Annotated in this window: 13 protein-coding genes; 5 read left to right on the top strand and 8 right to left on the bottom strand. The window is 64.0% G+C overall.

Annotation, left to right across the window (positions count from 1 at the left end):
- Positions 1-28: 28 nt before the first annotated feature.
- Complete coding sequence (locus F8197_RS14665) at positions 29-3,373, bottom strand: DUF2126 domain-containing protein (RefSeq protein WP_152882470.1); 3,345 nt, start codon at positions 3,371-3,373, stop codon at positions 29-31.
- A 221-nt stretch (positions 3,374-3,594) separates the two neighbouring features.
- Here F8197_RS14665 and F8197_RS14660 point away from each other — a divergent pair, with 221 nt between their 5' ends.
- Positions 3,595-4,389, top strand: coding sequence for a transglutaminase family protein (locus tag F8197_RS14660; protein ID WP_152882468.1), 795 nt, complete (start codon positions 3,595-3,597; stop codon positions 4,387-4,389).
- On the opposite strand, the gene F8197_RS14655 is transcribed toward F8197_RS14660, so the two are convergent.
- From F8197_RS14655 to F8197_RS14640, 4 genes are all read right to left on the bottom strand, one after another.
- On the bottom strand, positions 4,316-5,458 hold the full coding sequence (locus F8197_RS14655) for a putative zinc-binding metallopeptidase (RefSeq protein WP_152882467.1): 1,143 nt from the start codon (positions 5,456-5,458) through the stop codon (positions 4,316-4,318). The genes F8197_RS14660 and F8197_RS14655 overlap by 74 nt on opposite strands.
- A gap of 122 nt (positions 5,459-5,580) precedes the next feature.
- Complete coding sequence (kefC, locus tag F8197_RS14650; RefSeq protein WP_152882465.1) at positions 5,581-7,398, bottom strand: glutathione-regulated potassium-efflux system protein KefC; 1,818 nt, start codon at positions 7,396-7,398, stop codon at positions 5,581-5,583.
- A gap of 83 nt (positions 7,399-7,481) precedes the next feature.
- Positions 7,482-8,927 carry an NAD-dependent succinate-semialdehyde dehydrogenase gene (locus F8197_RS14645; protein WP_152882464.1) on the bottom strand — a complete coding sequence of 482 codons (1,446 nt, stop codon included), beginning with the start codon at positions 8,925-8,927 and terminating at the stop codon, positions 7,482-7,484.
- Between the two features lie 90 nt (positions 8,928-9,017).
- Positions 9,018-9,266 carry a hypothetical protein gene (locus F8197_RS14640; protein ID WP_152882462.1) on the bottom strand — a complete coding sequence of 83 codons (249 nt, stop codon included), beginning with the start codon at positions 9,264-9,266 and terminating at the stop codon, positions 9,018-9,020.
- A 126-nt stretch (positions 9,267-9,392) separates the two neighbouring features.
- Here F8197_RS14640 and F8197_RS14635 point away from each other — a divergent pair, with 126 nt between their 5' ends.
- On the top strand, positions 9,393-11,465 hold the full coding sequence (locus F8197_RS14635; protein ID WP_227012257.1) for a hybrid sensor histidine kinase/response regulator: 2,073 nt from the start codon (positions 9,393-9,395) through the stop codon (positions 11,463-11,465).
- On the opposite strand, the gene F8197_RS14630 is transcribed toward F8197_RS14635, so the two are convergent.
- The 3 genes from F8197_RS14630 to F8197_RS28600 are packed head-to-tail and all read right to left on the bottom strand — an operon-like array spanning position 11,450 to position 14,873.
- Positions 11,450-13,588, bottom strand: a complete 2,139-nt coding sequence (locus F8197_RS14630; protein ID WP_152882460.1) for a hypothetical protein — start codon at positions 13,586-13,588, stop codon at positions 11,450-11,452. The genes F8197_RS14635 and F8197_RS14630 overlap by 16 nt on opposite strands.
- Positions 13,589-13,621: 33 nt before the next feature.
- Positions 13,622-14,296: an RES family NAD+ phosphorylase gene (locus F8197_RS14625; protein ID WP_193333436.1), complete on the bottom strand. Its 675-nt coding sequence runs from the start codon at positions 14,294-14,296 to the stop codon at positions 13,622-13,624.
- Entirely contained in the window at positions 14,235-14,873 is a 639-nt protein-coding gene (locus F8197_RS28600) for a hypothetical protein (protein ID WP_227012256.1), read from the bottom strand. Before F8197_RS28600 ends, F8197_RS14625 begins: the two co-directional genes overlap by 62 nt.
- A gap of 132 nt (positions 14,874-15,005) precedes the next feature.
- Here F8197_RS28600 and F8197_RS14620 point away from each other — a divergent pair, with 132 nt between their 5' ends.
- The 3 genes from F8197_RS14620 (at position 15,006) to F8197_RS14610 (ending at position 17,669) form a co-directional block, all read left to right on the top strand.
- The gene (locus F8197_RS14620) at positions 15,006-15,536 is read left to right on the top strand and encodes an isochorismatase family protein (protein WP_152882457.1); all 531 of its coding nucleotides are present in this window, start codon (positions 15,006-15,008) and stop codon (positions 15,534-15,536) included.
- A gap of 216 nt (positions 15,537-15,752) precedes the next feature.
- Positions 15,753-16,328 (top strand): TerD family protein, encoded by a 576-nt coding sequence (locus F8197_RS14615; RefSeq protein WP_056144161.1) that lies wholly within the window; start codon positions 15,753-15,755, stop codon positions 16,326-16,328.
- Positions 16,329-16,349: 21 nt separating this feature from the next.
- A complete protein-coding gene (locus tag F8197_RS14610; protein ID WP_152882456.1) occupies positions 16,350-17,669 on the top strand; it encodes a VWA domain-containing protein in 1,320 nt (439 codons plus the stop codon).
- The last annotated feature ends 2 nt before the right edge of the window (positions 17,670-17,671 follow it).

The raw sequence follows: 17,671 nt of genomic DNA, 5'->3' as shown, positions 1-17,671 counted from the left end.
TAAGCGATTGCTGGACCGAAACAATAGGTCAATACGGCTGCCAGCGCAAGTCCAGGGTCATCGGGAAGCTCGGATTGTGTGCCTCTTTCATCACAGTCATCGGGCCCGGCGTGTGGCCATGCGGCCAGAAGCGCGCAAACCGGCGTGCTTCGGCAGCGTTGGCGTTGACCGGCGAGCCGACCTCGCTGCGCCCGCCCGGGTGCACCACGTGGTAGGTGCAACCGCCGATGGCACGGCCGCTCCAGGTATCGACCAGGTCGAACGTCAGTGGCGCCTGCACGCGGATGCTCGGGTGCAGCGCCGACCACGGGCTCCACGCGCGGAAGCGCACGCCGGCTACATATTCGCCCGGCACGCCGGTCGGATGCAGCGGCAGCATGCGGCCGTTGCAGGCCACGATGTGGCGGCCGTCGGTCAGGCCGCGCACCAGCAGCTGCATGCGTTCCACCGACGAATCGACGTACCGCGCGGTGCCGCCGCCGGTGACTTCCTCGCCCAGCACATTCCACGGCTCGATGGCCTGGCGCAGCTCCATTTCCACGCCTTCATAGACCACGGTGCCGAAGCGGGGGAAGCGGAATTCGATGAACGGCTCGAACCAGTGTTCCTCGAACTCGTAGCCCGAAGCACGCAAGTCGCGCGCCACGTCGCGGATATCCTGCGCCACGAAATGCGGCAGCATCCAGCGGTCGTGCAGCGCCGTACCCCAGTGCACCAGCTTGGCCTGGAACGGCTGGCGCCAGAAGCGCGCCACCAGTGCGCGCAGCAGCAACATTTGCAGCAAGCTCATACGCTCATGCGGCGGCATTTCGAAGGCGCGGAATTCCACCAGGCCCAGGCGACCGGTGGGACCGTCCGGCGAATACAGCTTGTCGATCGAGAATTCGGAGCGGTGCGTATTACCGGTCAGATCGACCAGCATATTACGCAGCAGGCGATCGACCATCCACGGCTTGTCGCCGTCGTGCATGGTCGGCAGCACTTGGTCCATCTGCTGGAAGGCGATGGCCAGCTCGTACAGGTTGTCGTCGCGCGCTTCATCGACGCGCGGCGCCTGGCTGGTCGGTCCGATGAAGGTGCCGGAGAACAGGTACGACAATGCCGGGTGCACCTGCCAGTACGTGATCAGGCTTTTCAGCAGGTCGGGCCGGCGCAGCATCGGGCTGTCTTCGGCCGTGGCGCCGCCCAGCGTGGCGTGGTTGCCGCCGCCGGTGCCGGTGTGGCGGCCGTCGAGCATGAATTTTTCGGTGCCCAGGCGCGTCAGGCGCGCTTCCTGGTACAGCGTGGACATGTTATAGACCAACTCATTCCAGCTGGCCGCCGGATGGATGTTCACCTCGATCACGCCGGGATCGGGCGTCACGCTGAGCAGCTTGATGCGCGGGTCGCGCGGCGGCGCATAGCCTTCGAGGCGCAGCTTGAACTTCAGTCTGGACGCGGTGTTTTCCACGGCCGACACCAGCGCCAGGTAGTCCTCGATGCGTTTGAGCGGCGGCATGAAGACGTGCAGGCGGCCGCCGCGCACTTCCACGCACAGCGCGGTGTGGATCACATCGCGGGCGGCGGGGTCTTGCGGCGTGCGCGCCTTGGCCTGTTCGGCCGACTTGCCGGCGGCCAGGCCCAGTACCGGGCGCTTCTCTTTTTTGGTGACCGGCAGCGCGCCGCGCGGGGAAAACGGATCGACATCGAACTCGAGGTCGGCCTCGCGCTCTTCCGGTAGTACCCACGGCAGCGTGGACAGCGGCAGGCGCAGGCCCATCGGCGAATCGCCTTCGAGCAGATACAGGTGCTCGCGGCGCAGCGGCCAGGCCGACGTGCGCCAGTTGGTGCCCAGCATGACCGACGGATCGTAGTCGGCCGCTTTCAACGGCAGCACGTAGCCGGCTACCTGGCCCAGGCCGCGCTCGAGCAGGCGCGCCAGGCGGCGCCGCTCTTCCGGTGATTTCAGGTCAGCCTGCAGAGGATCGATATTGCGCGGCAGGGCTTGCTCGCGCTGGGTTTGCAGCAGCACGTCCTCGTAGGCGGCAATGGGGCTGTTGGCGGGCAGGCGCAGGGTCTTCGTCAGTTCGGCGATGAAGCTGGCCGCTTCGTCGCTGCCGTAGCCATCGTTGACGTGATCGTCGGAGAACAGCGACGCGTCGAACCACATCGGCTGGCCATCGACGCGCCAGAAGATATTCAATGCCCAGCGCGGCAGCGGCTCGCCCGGGTACCATTTGCCCTGGCCGTAGTGCAGCATGCCGCCGGGGGCAAAGTGGTTTTTCAGGCGGTGCATCAGGTTGCCGGCCAGCTCGCGCTTCTTGTCGCCGTGGGCCAGCGTGTTCCATTCGGCGCCGTCCATGTCGTCAATCGAGACAAAGGTCGGCTCGCCGCCTTGCGTCAGGCGCACGTCCTGGCGCTTGAGGTCGGCATCGACCTGCTGACCCAGCTGGTCGATCTTGTGCCAATCGGCTTCCGAATACGGTTTGGTCACGCGCGGGTCTTCGTGGATGCGGGTGACCGTCATCTCGTGGAAGAACGTCACTTCAGCCTGGTCGGTATAGCCGCTGACCGGCGCAGCCGACGACGGCATCGCCGTGCAGGCCAGCGGAATATGGCCTTCGCTGGCCAGCATGCCGGAGGTGGGGTCGAGACCGATCCAGCCGGCGCCGGGGATGTACACCTCGGTCCACGCGTGCAGGTCGGTAAAGTCTTCGGCCGCGCCGCTGGGGCCGTCCAGCGCTTCCTGGTCGGCGCGCAGCTGGATCAGGTAGCCGGACACGAAACGTGCCGCCAGCCCCAGTTCACGCAGGATCTGCACCAGCAGCCAGCCGGTGTCGCGGCATGAGCCCGACCGTTTTTCCAGCGTGTCTTCCGGCGTCTGCACGCCCGGTTCCATGCGCAGCAGGTACGCGATATCGAGCTGCAGGCGCTGGTTAATCGCCACCAGGAAGTCGTTGGTGAGGATCGGTTCTGCCAGCAGCGCGGTGCGGGCCGACGCCACCCATTCTTTCAGCAGCGGGCCGGCCGCTTCGGTGCGCAGGTAGGGACTCAGTTCGGAAGTCAGTTGTTCCGGGTAGGCGAAAGGGAACTTCTCGGCATATTTTTCAACAAAGAAATCGAACGGGTTGATGACCGTCATGTCGGCCACCAGGTCCACCGTGAAGTCGAGGACGTCGGTTTTTTCCTGGAAGACAAAACGGCCAATGTAATTGCCGTACGGGTCTTGCTGCCAGTTGATGAAGTGGTCTTCGGGCTGTACCGTCAGCGAGTACGACAAGATCGGTGTGCGCGCGTGCGGAGCCGGGCGCAAGCGTACTTCGTGCGGCGACAGGTTGACCAGGCGGTCATAACGGTAACTGGTCTTGTGGTGCAGCGCGATACGGATAGCCATGCGGAATGCCTTTTCGATGTGGGCGCGACCTGGTTCATCGCGATGTGCTTAAGTAAGCATGATTCATACCTGAAATCTCAGCGTAACACGCCGCACACCGCAGGCACGTTTCTTGATAATAGTGTCGATGCTAAGATGCGTGCACCGTGTTCACCTCGGCGCATCCGGCAACGTGCGCCATTATGGTGCAGACCACTTCGATATTGAAAGAGATACTCCCCATGTGGCTGCGTACTGCCTGCAAACTTGCATTCACCCTGGACGGCCCCACGCCGTTTATCCTGATGCTGCGCGCGCGCAGCGGCGCCCAGCAATGGGTGGCGCGCGAGTCCTATACGCTCACGCCGAGTGTGCCGGTGGTGGAGTTTACCGATATGTATGGCAACCTGTGCCAGCGCGTGGTGGCGCCGGCCGGCGAATTTTCGATCGAGACATCGGCCGACGTGATGACCGCCGACGAGATCGACGTGGCGCCCGGGGCGCCGTTCGACGCGGTGCAGCACCTGCCCGACGCCGTGCTGACCTTCCTGCTATCGAGCCGCTATTGCGAATCCGAGCAGTTCACCACCATGGCGAACGAAATCGTTGCCGATGTGGCGCCCGGTTACGACCAGGTAGCCGCGATCAGCGACTGGATCCGGCGCGAGGTGCGTTTCGATCCCAATACGCTGTATGGCCAGATGACCGCGACCGAGGTCAACCTGCGGCGCGAAGGCGTGTGCCGCGACTTGGCGCACCTTGGCATTGCCCTGTGCCGCAGCCTGTGCATTCCGGCGCGCATGGTGGTGGGATATTTGCATGACCTGGTGCCGATGGACCAGCATGCCTGGTTCGAAGCCTGGGTGGGCGGCCGCTGGTACACCTTCGATCCCACCCAGGACACCGCGCGCGGCGGCCGTGTCACGCTCGCTTACGGACACGACGCCGCCGACGTGGCGATCTTCAACCAGTTTGGGCCAGCGTCGCCACCGGTGCTGATGCAGGTATCGGTGGAGCTGCTGGACGCGCCTGCTTGATGCCGGTGGTTTTGTAGGAAGCAACCACCTTGTGGACGAAGGTCAGCTTCTCCAGCACCGGCGTGCTGAGCTTGAACGGATACGAGTCCGGCATGCCGATGCTGCGATTCAGACTGTTGAGCACGTAAGTCAGCGCGAACCAGTCGGAGATGGTGTCGTCAAAGGTGTCCAGCCTGGTCGGCAAGGTGACGCCATCGAGCGACGGCTCGTCGGCCTTGGCGGGCTTGAGCGACAGGCCGCACGAGTGCGCGGTTTCCAGCGTATCGATCATGTGCAGGTAGTGGGCCCAGGTTTCGGCCCAGTCTTCCCACGGGTGCGAGCTGGCATAGCTGCTGACGAAACGCTCTTCCCAGTCGGCCACCGGGCCATTCTCGTAATGGCGCTTGAGCGCTTCGCTGTAATCGGCGCGCTCGTCGCCGAACAGGGTGCGGAAGCTGTCGATCCACGGCGTATCGACCACCAGCCGGTCGAAATAATAATGGCCGCTCTCGTGGCGGAAATGCCCGAGCAGCGTGCGGTAGCGCTCGTGCATCTGCTCGCGTGTGCGTTCCCGCTCGGCCGGATCGGCTTCGGCGATGTTCAGGGTGATCAGGCCGTCGTCGTGGCCCGTCATCACGCATTCGTCGGGGGTGGCGCCGTCTTCCAGGAACTGGAATGCCAGGCCGGTTTCGGGCGCATCTTCTTTCGAGTCCGGCGTCAGGTTGAGCGCGGCCAGCGAGAACAGCAGGCGGCGCTTGGCGGTTTCCAGGCGTGACCAGAGAATGTGGTTCTTTTCCGACGACAGGGCAGGAATAACCACCGTCAGCTGGCAAGACTCGCACAGATCGTGCGCGTCGTCGGCCGGTATCATCCAATTGCACACATTGTGTTCCACGTAGTTGCTGCACTGTTTATACAGCTTGCCGGCGTCTTTCTTGTTCAGACTGCTCCACAGGCCGTTGTCGGCCGGTTCGTAGGCGTTGATGGTGCGCAGTGCCGGCTCGAAGCCGAGCATGCTCTCGCAGTTGGAACAGTGGGTATTTTCGAAAAACACTTGCTGGGAACATTTGTCGCAATGAAACGTTTTCATGGGGCACCGGGTTGAGAGAGGTTGTGAGGGTTTTGTTATTGTAGTTTCACAATCTACCAGCAAAATTGGCAGTGCAATGGTCGTGTAAGACTATGCCTCGCAATCGTGCGCGGGGTGCGCCATCAGTCAGTTTTCAACGTGCCCGCCTGCTCGGCGTCCCTGAACGCCGCCGCGTCGCCCGCCATCATTTCTTCGAGTTCCAGGCGGCCCTTGCGGGTGATCGACACCATTTCGTCCTGGTCTTGCTGGTGCGGGTACACTTCCAGCAGGGTTTTCAGGTTGTGGTTGCGGAAGATGCGCGTGGCCTGCTCCGCGCGTTCGGTGCTGAAGCCCAGTTGTTGCAGCACCTTGCCGCCCAGTTGCAGCGATGCCTCGAAGGTTTCGCGTTCGATCAGCGTCACCCCACGGTCGAGCAGCGCGTAGTAGTGCGACACGTTGCGGGCGCGCGCCAGGATGGTCAGGGCCGGGTAGCGCTCGCGCACGGCATCGACCAATTCGAGGCTCTCGTCCACGGTGTCGATGGCGATCACCAGCGCGCTGGCCTTGCCGATGCCGGCCGCTTCCAGCAGGTCGATGCGGGTGGCGTCGCCATAAAAGACTTCGTAGCCGAACTTGCGCAGCAGTTCGATCTGGTCGGGGTCGTGGTCGAGCACGGTCACGCCGATGCGGTTGGCCGACAGCAGGCGGCCGATGATCTGGCCGAAGCGCCCGAAGCCGGCGATGATCACCGGGTTCTCCACCGCGATCTGGTCCGCTTCGCGTTTCTTCTTTGCCGTACGCAGGCGCGGCGCCACCACCCTGTCGTGCAGCAGGAGCAGCAGCGGCGTGGCCACCATCGACAGCGTGACCACGAGCACCAGCAGGGCGGACGTGGCGGGCGGCAGCACCTTGGCGTCAACGGCCGTGCCGAAAACGACGAAGGCGAATTCGCCGCCCTGCGACATCAGCATCGCAAAGAACAGGCGCTGGCCGCGCGGGATGTCGAACCAGAACGACAGCCCGTACAACATGCCGCCCTTGATCAGCAGCAGCGCGCAGGTCAGGCCCAGCACCAGCCACGGCTGCGCCAGCAGCAGGCCGAAGTCGGCCGACATGCCCACCGCCATGAAGAACAGTCCCAGTAGCAGGCCCTTGAACGGTTCCAGGTCGCTGATCAGTTGGTGGCGGTACTCGGAGTCGGCCAGCAGCACGCCGGCGGTGAACGTGCCGAGCGCCAGCGACAGGCCCACCCATTCCATCAGCAGGCAAATGCCGATGATGAGCAGCAGCGCAAAGCCGGTAAACAATTCGCGCAGGCCGGTGCGGGCCAGGTAGCGCATCACCGGATTGACCAGGAAGCGTCCGCACGCGATCAGGGTGAGCAGCACGGCCAGCAGCTTGACGGCCTTCATCCAGCCCTGCTCGTCGTGGTCGGCGACCACGCCGGCCATGGCCAGCAGCGGCACCAGCGCGATCATCGGGATGGCGGCGATATCCTGCAACAGCAAGATGGAGAAGCTGGCCGACCCGGCCGGGCTCGGTAACAGCTTGCGCTCGCCCAGCGTGGCCAGCACGATGGCGGTGGACGAGAGCGAGAGCGCCAGGCCGGCGACCAGCGCGATATGCCAGTCGATGCCGCAGGCAATCGCCACGCCGGCCAATGCAGCGCTGACAGTGAGCACCTGCAAACCACCCCAGCCGAAGATGGGACGGCGCAGCGACCACAGCTTTCTGGGTTCGAGTTCGAGGCCGATCAGGAACAGCATCAGCACCACGCCGAATTCGGAGATGCTGAGCACGTCCTCGACATTGCCGATCAGGGACAGGCCCCAGGGACCGATGATGGCGCCGGCTGCGAGATAGCCGAGCACGGCGCCCATGCCGGCGCGCTTGGCCAGCGGCACCAGCACCACGGCCGCTACCAGGTAAAACACCATGTGGAGCAGGAAGCCGTGGCTCATGAGAAGGAGGAGGAGAGGTTGTTCATCGGATCAGTATCGCATCCGGCGACTACCGCCGTCCATCCTCCAGTAGGGTTACAGGGTTACACGCCGACCATCGACACTGCCTTGGTGTTCAGGTAAGCCTCCAGCGCCTCCGGGCCGCCTTCCGAACCGTAGCCCGAATCCTTGACGCCGCCAAACGGCATCTCGGCGCTGGGCGTGGCCGGCTGGTTAATCCACAACATGCCCACTTCGACGTTGTGCATCAGCTGGTGGGCATTCTTGATCGAGCGGGTGAACGCATAACCGGCCAGGCCGAACGGCAGGCGGTTCGATTCGGCGATCGCCTCGTCCAGGGTGTCGAAGCCACGGATGGCCGCGACCGGGCCGAACGGTTCGTCGTTGAACACGCTGGCGTTCAAGGGCACGTCGGCCAGGATGGTGGGCGCGAAGAAATTGCCTTCGGTGCCCACGCGCTGGCCGCCGGTCGCCACGTTGGCGCCCTTGGCGCGGGCATCGTCCACCAGTTGCGTCATGGCGGTCACGCGGCGCGGGTTGGCCAGCGGACCCAGGGTGGTGCCGGCGTCAAGACCGTTGCCGAGCTTCAGGCCTTCGGCATGGGCAACCATGGCGCGGGTGAACTCGGCCTTGATGCTGTTATGCACCAGGAAGCGGGTAGGCGATACGCACACTTGGCCGGCATTGCGGAACTTGGCGCCGCCGGCCGCTTCCACGGCCAGCGCCACGTCGGCGTCCTCGGCAATAATGACCGGCGCATGGCCGCCCAGTTCCATGGTCACGCGCTTCATGTGGGCGCCAGCCAGCGCGGCCAGCTGCTTGCCCACCGGGGTGGAACCGGTGAAGGTCACCTTGCGGATCACCGGATGCGGGATCAGGTAGCCGGAAATCTCGGCCGGGTCGCCGAATACCAGGCCCACGGTGCCGGGTGGCACGCCGGCATCGACAAAACATTGCAGCAGCGCGGCAGGCGAGGCCGGGGTTTCCTCGGGCGCCTTGCACAAGAACGAGCAGCCGGTGGCCAGCGAAGCGGCCAGCTTGCGCACGATCTGGTTGATCGGGAAGTTCCACGGCGTGAACGCCGCAACCGGGCCGACCGGCTCTTTCAATACCAGTTGCTGGGCGGCCGGGTTGCGCGCCGGCACGATGCGGCCATAGACGCGCATGCCTTCGGCGGCAAACCAGTCGATGATGTCGGCGCCGGCGGTGGCTTCGGCCTTGGCCTGGGCCAGCGGCTTGCCTTGCTCCTGGGTGAGCAGGCGGCCGATCTCGTCGGCGCGTTCGCGCAGCAGGCTCGCGGCCTTGCGCATGATGGCGGCGCGCTCGAAGGCCGGTACTTTGCGCCAGGCGTCGAAACCGCGCTGGGCTGCTTCCAGTGCGCGGTCGAGGTCGGCGATGCTGGCATGCGCCACGGTGCCGATGGCCTGGCCGGTAGCTGGATTGATGACGGGAATGGTCTTGCCGCCGGTGGCGTCTTGCCACTCATTGGCGATCAAAAGGCGGGTATCGGGGTAGCTGATGGTGGTCATTGTCTGGGATCTCCGGGCAGAATGAGTTGATACGGGCGCATTGCCACGCATGGTGGTGGCTACGCGAGCGACCTCTACTTTGCCAGAAAATCAGAAACCGGGTACGACCTGCCCCTCGTCGGGCGAAGAGGGACTGGGCCGGTGGAACTCCGGACCGGCCAGCACCCGCAGCGCCGTAAAGCGATCGACACCGTGGGTGAGCATGAACTCCAGCGCCGGTCCTACGCCTTCCTTGGAAGCCACGTCGAGGCCGGTGTCGACGACTTCTACGGGGCCGTCATGACGGCGTTCGATGGTGGGAAAGTGGTCGTTATGGGTCATGGCGGTACTCTCTGCCAAAATTTCAGCATAACGCTTAGCGGCAGCTCGCTCCGTTGACTCGCGCACGTATGGCGCAAGGTAGCCGAACCCGGGAGCGGCAATGGTACACTTGCCTAAAAACACTGATATTTGAAAGACTACCGCTTGGACCAGGATCCGACCCCGCAAAGCCGCGCCGCGCTCGAAGCGCAACTGGCGCTCCACCAGGCCCAGCGCCTGGCCCTGTTCGAGGCGATCGACGACGGCTTTTGCATCATCCGCTTCATTGACGGCCCGCACGGCCCGATGAGCGACTACATCCATATCGAAGCCAATTCCGGTTACGAGCGCCACACCGGCATCGCCGACATCGTCGGCAAGCGCCTGCGCGACATCGACCCCGACAATGCCCAAATCTGGCTCGACCTCTACGGCAAGGTGCTGGAGACGGGGGAGCCGGCCCGCTTCGAGCAGGAGTTCCAGGCCGTTGGCCGCTTTATCGAAGTATCGGCCCGGCGCGTGGGGCCTAAAGAGATGCGCCAGGTATCGGTGCTGTTCCGCGATATTACGGCGCGCAAGAAAACCGAAACCGCGCTGGCCGAAAACGTCGAGCGTGTGCAGCTGGCGCTGGCGGCCGGCGCCATCATCGGCACCTGGTTCTGGGATTTGCCGTCCGATAAATTCAGCGTGGACGAGGGCTTTGCCAATGCCTTCGGCTTCGATCCGGCCAAGGGCCGCTCTGGCCTCAGCCTGGCGGAAGTGGTGGAAACCGTGCACCCCGACGACCGCGACGGCCTGGCCACCGCCATCAACGAAGTGATCGCACGCGGCGGCGCCTACGCCCACCAGTACCGCACCCGCCGCCTGGACGGCAATTATTACTGGCTGGAAGCGAATGGCCGGGTAGAGCTGGCGCCGGACGGCACCGGCAGCAAATTCCCCGGCGTGCTGATCGATATCGAGGGCCGCCGCGCCGTCGAAGCCGAACGCGATCGCGCCATCGCCGCACTGCGCACGCTGACCGACACGCTCGAACAGCGCGTGGAGCAGCGCACGGCGGCGCTGGTCGAAGCCGAGGCCGCCTTGCGCCAGGCACAGAAGATGGACGCGGTGGGCCAGTTGACCGGCGGTTTGGCACATGATTTCAACAACATCCTGGCCGGCATCAGCGGCAGCCTGGAATTGCTGAAGATTCGCCTGGCGCAAGGCCGCATTGCCGATGTCGAGCGTCATCTGGGCAGCGCGCAGGCAGCAGTCAAGCGTGCCGCCGCGCTGACCCAGCGCCTGCTGGCATTTTCGCGCCGGCAAACGCTGGACCCCAAGCCGTCGTGCCTGGCCCGCGTGGTGGCCGGCATGCGTGACCTGATTTCCGGCAGCGTGGGTCCCGGCATAGCGCTCGAGACCGGCATTGCGGACGACCTGTGGTGTACCTTCGTGGACGTGGGCCAGCTTGAAAATGCCCTGCTGAACCTGTGCATCAACGCGCGCGACGCCATGCCCGGCGGCGGCACCATCGCCATCCGCGCCGACAACTTGCAACTGGATCAGGCTGCGGCGGCCAAGCGCGGCCTGGCCGCCGGCGATTACGTGGCCCTGAGCGTCGGCGACAACGGCGTGGGCATGACTGCCGACGTCATCGCCCGCGCCTTCGAGCCGTTCTTTACCACCAAACCGATGGGGCAGGGCACGGGCCTGGGCCTGTCGATGGTGTATGGCTTTGCCGGCCAGTCCGGCGGCGCGGTGCGCATCTATTCGGCGCCGGGCGAGGGCACCGAGGTGTGCCTGTACCTGCCACGCCACGCGGGCCAGGCCCAATCGCACGAGATCGCCGTCGATTCGCCTTCATTGCCGGCCGCGTCAAGCCGCAGGAAAATCCTGCTGGTCGATGACGAACCGCTGGTGCGCGGCGTGGCGGTCGAGGTGCTAGGCGACCTCGGGTACGAGGTGCTGGAGGCCGACGATGGCCCCTCGGCCTTGCGGGTGTTTTCCAAGCACCCCGACATCGATGCGCTGGTCACCGACGTCGGCATGCCCAACGGCATGAACGGCCGCCAGCTTGCCGACGCTATCCGCGTCCAGCGTCCCGGCCTGGCGATCCTGTTCATCACCGGCTACGCCGAGTACACGGTGCTCAACCACGGCGACCTCGACCACGGCATGCAGATCCTGACCAAGCCTTTTACTGCCGACAGTCTGGCGCAGCGGGTGGGGGAATTGCTCCATCAGGGCAAGCGCTGAAACCCTTCGGCCTTGACCACCCACTGGCCATCGCGCGGGAATCCCGGCGCATTGCCTGCCGGCGCGCCATCCCAGCCGCCGGCCATCAGGGCAACGGCTGCCAGCAGCGCGCCGTTGCCGGGCAGGTACACGGGCAGGTTGGTATTGGTGTTGTGGCCGGCGCCCGTGTAGCGGTTGTTGGGACCGTCCGTTTTGAGCAGCACGTCCACCGCCGCCTGCGTTTCGCCCAGGCGCGCCGCCGTCATGGCGATCATCGGGTAGTCCCAGCCCCAGATCTTGGTTTTCCAGTCCCAGGTGGACAGCACCGCGTGCAGGGTGCGGCGCATGGTGTCGCGGTCCACGCCATCGCCGGGCAACTGGCCCAGCGCCATCAGGAACGACGGGTGGTCGTGGCGGCTGTCCACGTTGTCCCAGGTATCCGGGTTTGATTCCAGCGCCACGTATTTGCCGTCCTTGACCGGAAGTTGCGACAGGTGCGTGCGCTTTTGCTCCCAGCCGGCGTCGCGCGCCAGGCCCAGGCGTTCGCGCCACTGCTGGGCGATTTCCAGGCCACGGGCCCAGTAGCTGAGCTCGTACGATGGATTCATGCTGGTGCGCTGGTCGTAGATTTCCTGCGCGATCCATAGCGGCGGGCCCAGCACATAGCGCTGGCCCGCTGCTTCCCAGTGCAGCATGGCAGCCATGCCTTCGGCGGTATCGAACACCAGTTCGCGATAGCGCGCCAGCGTGGCCGGGGTGGGATCGGCGCGGTACAGCAGCTCGGCCAGGTGGATCGGGTGCGGCTGGTTCCAGACAATCAGCGGATTGCCGCCGGGACTTTCGCGCCCGCCGGGACCGGTCATCTTCATCCAGCGGGCACCGGTCAAACCACGCTCTTGCGCCGCGGCGCGCGCGGCGGGCAGGGTGCGCTGGTACCACGACAAAGTGCGGGCAGTGAACTCCGGGCGGCCCCATAGTGCGAAGTGGGCCGTGTGCCACCACACCATTTCGGTGTGGTGCTTGCCGTACCACGTGGACGTGGTCAGTCCGCTTTCCGAGGCCGGCAAGGTATCGCCCATCTGCACGGCGGTCAGGTATTGCGACAGCACCACGCGGCGCTCCAGCTCCGGCGCGCGCGGGTCGAGGCTGCCGGCAAAGTCGACGGCCGCGCCTTGCTGCCAGAACCGCTGCCAGTGGCGGGCGCTGGTCTCGAACACGGTGGCCGCATCGGGCGCCTGCGCCACGCCGTTCTCGGTGAAGGCGATGGTGAGGTCCAGCGACTCGCCGTCCGCCGGGGCGATCTGCAGGACGTGCGGCGCCGGATGGGTGATGACGAGCCTGGCACTGCTGGCCACGGTCATCGCATAGCGGGCGCCGTCGCGCCGGTGTTCGACCACCAGCTTGCGGCCGGTCTGTTCCAGCACCGTGCTGCGGTGCGCCTCGGGCTGGGTAAAATCGAGTGGCGGATTGTGGTGGGTTGTGGTGCGCGCGTAACCGAGGGGCAGGGCGATGCGCACCGCCAGCCGGCCTTGTTGCAGCAGCGGCGACCTGACCGCCAGGGCCAGCGCATCGCTGTCCGGAGCGACCGCGCTGCGCACGCTGACGGGCTGGCCCAGCAGCGTCACCTTGCTCTGCAAGCGGCCTTGCCACAGGTCGAGGCGCTGGTCGATCCGGGTGATGTCGGTGCTGGTGATGGCGCGCGCGTCCTTGCCGGTGAGGACCAGGCCGATGCGCGGCAGCGGCTGCGTGTGCGGATTTTCACGCAGCCACTGGCCGGCAGGCGACTTGGCGTTGGTCGGATAGCCCACCGTGCGGCCATGGGCCGTGTAATCGACATTGGCGTCGGCCAGCGTGTAGCCGGCCAGATTGGCGTCCTGGTGCCACGACCAGCGCGCTTGCGTTTCAAGCGGTATGCCCTGCGCGTGGTACAGGTCGGGCAACGTCTGCAGCCCGGTGACGTCGGCCGTAAAGGCAAAGCGCCCGTTGCCCACGGTGAGCGGCGTCTGCGGATCGATCGCACGCAACTGCGGATCATGACGCGCGACGACTGCCTGGCGGTCGATCGGGGGCGCGGGTGTGGCGGCGGCAGCGAGGCCGGGGGCGAGGGTTAGCAGGTACAGGCAGGCGAGATGCTGTAAGTTCATAGTGGCTTTTAATGTTGGATAGTGGTTGCCGGCTTACATGCCAACGATAGCAAACTGCTTTGCTGCTTTCGCGTAGCCTGGCGTTTCGATCAGCGGCGTGAATATTGACTGCGTGATTTTTGCCTCGGCTCGATCGAAGAGCATCACTGCCTTGCCCAAGGTCGCGTGCCGTGAGGCATAGATGAATCCGTCGTACCTGGCGGGATTATTGAACACAGCAAGCGCCCACTGCTGGGGAACGCCGTAGCTGCTGGTCCCGGTGAGATCGCCGTGGCCACTGAGCTTTTTAAGCAGAGCTCCCGTCAAATTGAGCAGAAGCAGGCTGTCACCGGTAAAGCGATAAACGTAACTGTTTTGCAAAACAGTATTGGCGATCAAGAATTTGCCGTCGATCGGCATCTGATCGTGCAAGATCGACTCGGCCATCGCCACTTCAAGTGTATAGCCGAGATAGCATGCGCCGTATTCCGCTTTATTGAATTTCCATCCTGGTGCATCAAAGCGGTTGCCTCCGCTGCGTCCGAAATACGGCTCACCGAAGGAATAACCGCTAATCCGGTAGAGCCGTTGCGGCAAGACGCGGCTGGCCCGCCATTTTTCAGTGGACAAGATGCGCGGTGGTGGAGCAATGGGCAACGCCGTCACGTTACCGCCCCCGGAACGCCAAAGCAGCAGCCATGAGGTGGTTGATATCGACATCGCCATCATTGAGCGCTGCAACCGGTGAGCGGCCGTCAAGGGACAATTTCGGAGTGACAAAAAACTGCCACTTGCTGGGGCCTGGCAAGTCGCCCAATGCCTTGGATATTTTCTCAAGGATGCGGCGTTTTTGCTTGTCGGTGACAAAGAACGCCGGATACAACTGGGTACCGGAGGGGCCATCGACAAAGAACATGCGGTGTTCTTTGACTGCCTTGCTCAACGCCTGGCGCGAGATGCCTAGCGGAGCCAGGACATTGGCAGACGTCAGTAACAGACCTTCGTCCAGTTGCCGTTGACGGTAATCCAGGCTTTGCTTGTCCAGTCGCGCGGTGAACTCGTGGTTGGCTTGCAAGGCCGCGGTGCTGGCCTTGTCTTGCCTCGATGGCTTAGTCGGTTCATGCCGTTCCAGCAGCGCCTGGATCTTGTTCAGGGCGATATCGGGGAAATCGGTATTGAGTATCGACCACGGATTTTTCGATGGCTTGTTTTGCGCGTTATAGGTACTGGTATGCTGGCGCAGCTTGATGACCATAAAGCCTTTGCCGAGGTCGAGGGTTTGTTCGACGTCGTCGGCGAACAGCACGGGATTACTTTTCAGCGCGGTAGTGGACATGGCATGCTCCTCCTGATAATTTAGTCTACTTCAATTTCATGCGATGTCAACCCAGTCAACCTGTTGCGATAGAATGGACCATCCCATCGGCCAGGAGCTACCATGCCCCACACCACCGAAGACGCGGTCCTGATCCTGGTCGACATCCAGCAGCGCCTGCTGCCCAGTATTGCCGATGGCGACGCCATGGTGCGCGAGGCTTTGCGGTTGGCGCAGATCGCGCGGTTGCTGGACGTGCCTGTCATCGGCACCGAGCAAAATCCCGCTGCCCTTGGCCCGAACCTGCCCGAACTCAAGGCGCTGTGCCACACCACGCTGGCCAAGCACCACTTCGACGCCTGCCGCGACGGGCTGGTGGCGGCATTGCCGCCGGGGCGGCGCCATGCCATTGTGGCTGGCAGCGAGGCCCATGTGTGCGTGCTGCAAACGGCGTTCGGCTTGCAGGCGGCGGGGCTGGATGTGACGGTGGTGATCGACGCCATCGGCTCGCGCACCGACCGCAACCGGCAGGCCGCCGTGGCCCGACTGGCTGCCGCCGGAATTACCTGCGCCAGCGTGGAAATGGTGGCCTTTGAATGGCTGGAGACGTGCCGCCATCCGCGTTTTCGCGAAGTGCTGGCGCTGATCAGGTAATGACTGGTTCGCCTGTCACGCCTGCCGCACGTGAATGCACGACTAAGTTGATACTAAGTCGGCGACTTTACAATCACCGTGCTTCAGGTATATTACGCACAATGTTGCACCTAGAAAACTGTCAGCAGGGTGACTGTTTTGTCACCTGTTTGTTATTATTCATGGCTGATATTCACAGCTGACTGTCCCTACAATCTGTACTGAAAGGAAACGAATATGGCTATTAGTCTGCAAAAAGGCGGCAACGTTAATCTGAGCAAGGAAGCTCCCGGCCTGACCAAGGTTGTGATCGGCCTGGGCTGGGATCCGCGCTCGTCCGATGGCTCCGCATTCGACCTCGACGGTAGCGCCTTCCTGCTCAAGACCGACGGCAAAGTGCGTGGCGACTCCGACTTCATCTTCTACAACAACCTGAAATCCACCGACGGCTCGATCGTGCACACCGGCGACAACCAGACCGGCCAGGGCGACGGCGACGACGAATCTCTCAACGTCGACCTGTCCGCGATTCCTGCCGATATCGACCGCGTCTCGTTCTGCGTCACCATCCACGAAGCCGACGCGCGCCGCCAGAACTTCGGCATGGTCGGTAAAGCCTACATCCGTTGCCTGAACGCCGCCAACAGCGTCGAACTGGCCCGCTACGACCTGTCCGAAGACGGCTCCACCGAAACCGCGATGATTTTCGGCGAACTGTATCGCCACGGCGGCGACTGGAAATTCCGCGCCATCGGCCAGGGTTTCAAGGGCGGCCTCGGTCCCCTCGCACGTTCGTTCGGCGTCAACGCTTAAATACCATCCGGCAGGAGCGCCATGGAACAAATTTCCAAAGGGGGACGCGTTACCTTGGCGCCCGCCATCGCCGACCGGGTATTTCATGCCGAATTTTCGGCGCAGGGCCTGGCGCTCGATGTGGCCAGCTTTGCACTCGATGCCAACGGCAAGCTGGTCGGTGAGCCGTACATGACTTTCTTTAATCAGCCCGCCACGCCATGTGGCGGGGTGCTTGTCGGTAACGGACTGGCCGGCGGTCACCGATTTACCTTTAACCTGGCGCGTCTGCCTGCCAAGGTCGAGCGGGTGGTGATCACCGCCAGCATCGACGGCCCCGGCGTGATGTCGCAACTGCAGTCCGGCTACCTGCGGCTGCTGGCCGGCGACACAGAATTCGTGCGCTTTGCCTTTACCGGCGCCGACTTTGTATCCGAACGGGCGCTGATGGTCGGCGAGATTTATCGCCGCAACGGCGCGTGGCGCTTCATGGCGTCGGGCCAGGGTTTCGATGGCGGCCTTGATGTGCTGGTGCGCCATTTTGGCGGCACGGTCGATGAGACGCCCGCACCTGCACCTGCTGCCGTCAAAGCTGGCGTGGACCTGGAAAAACGCTTGCAACAGCAGGCGCCGCAGCTGGTCAGCCTGGTCAAGTCGGCCAGCGTTTCGCTGCAAAAAGTGGGGCTGCAAAGCCACCGCGCCCGCGTGTGCCTGGTACTCGATATTTCCGGTTCGATGAGCATGTTGTACAAGCGCGGCCTGGTGCAGCAGTTTGCCGAGCGCATCCTGGCGCTGGGCTGCAAGTTCGACGATGACGGCGAGATCGATGTGTTCCTGTTCGGTCGCAACGTCCACCACGTCGATCCCATGGGCATCGGTAACTTTGCCGGTTTCGTGCAAAACACCATCAACCGCCATCCGCTCGAAGGCGACACCCGCTATGGCGCCGCGCTCGAAGCCGTGCGCCGCTTCTATTTCCCGGACGGCGCCGGCGGCGAACGCAGCAAGCCGCAGCGCGCAGAGTTACCCGTGTACGTGATGTTCGTCACCGACGGCGGCACGTCCGACCAGGGCCTGGCCGAGCGCCAGGTGCGCTGGTCCAGTCACGAGGCCATCTTCTGGCAATTCATGGGCATCGGCAAGGGACGCAAATCGAAGAGCCGCAAGCTCTCGAGCTTTGCCGACTCCGATTTCCCGTTCCTGGAAAGCCTCGACGAATTGCCGGGCCGCCTGGTGGACAACGCCAACTATTTTTCGGTCGCGTCGCCCGACGAATATACCGACGCCGAACTGTATGATTTACTGATGGCCGAATACCCGGACTGGCTCAAGGCCGCCCGGCGCGTCGGCCTGATCGCTTAACC

It is taken from the genome of Duganella sp. FT27W, from assembly GCF_009295655.1.
Taxonomy (GTDB): domain Bacteria; phylum Pseudomonadota; class Gammaproteobacteria; order Burkholderiales; family Burkholderiaceae_D; genus Rugamonas; species Rugamonas zoogloeoides.
The sequence above is the reverse complement of the archived record's forward strand: the minus strand, read 5'-3'. Positions and strand labels throughout refer to the sequence as shown.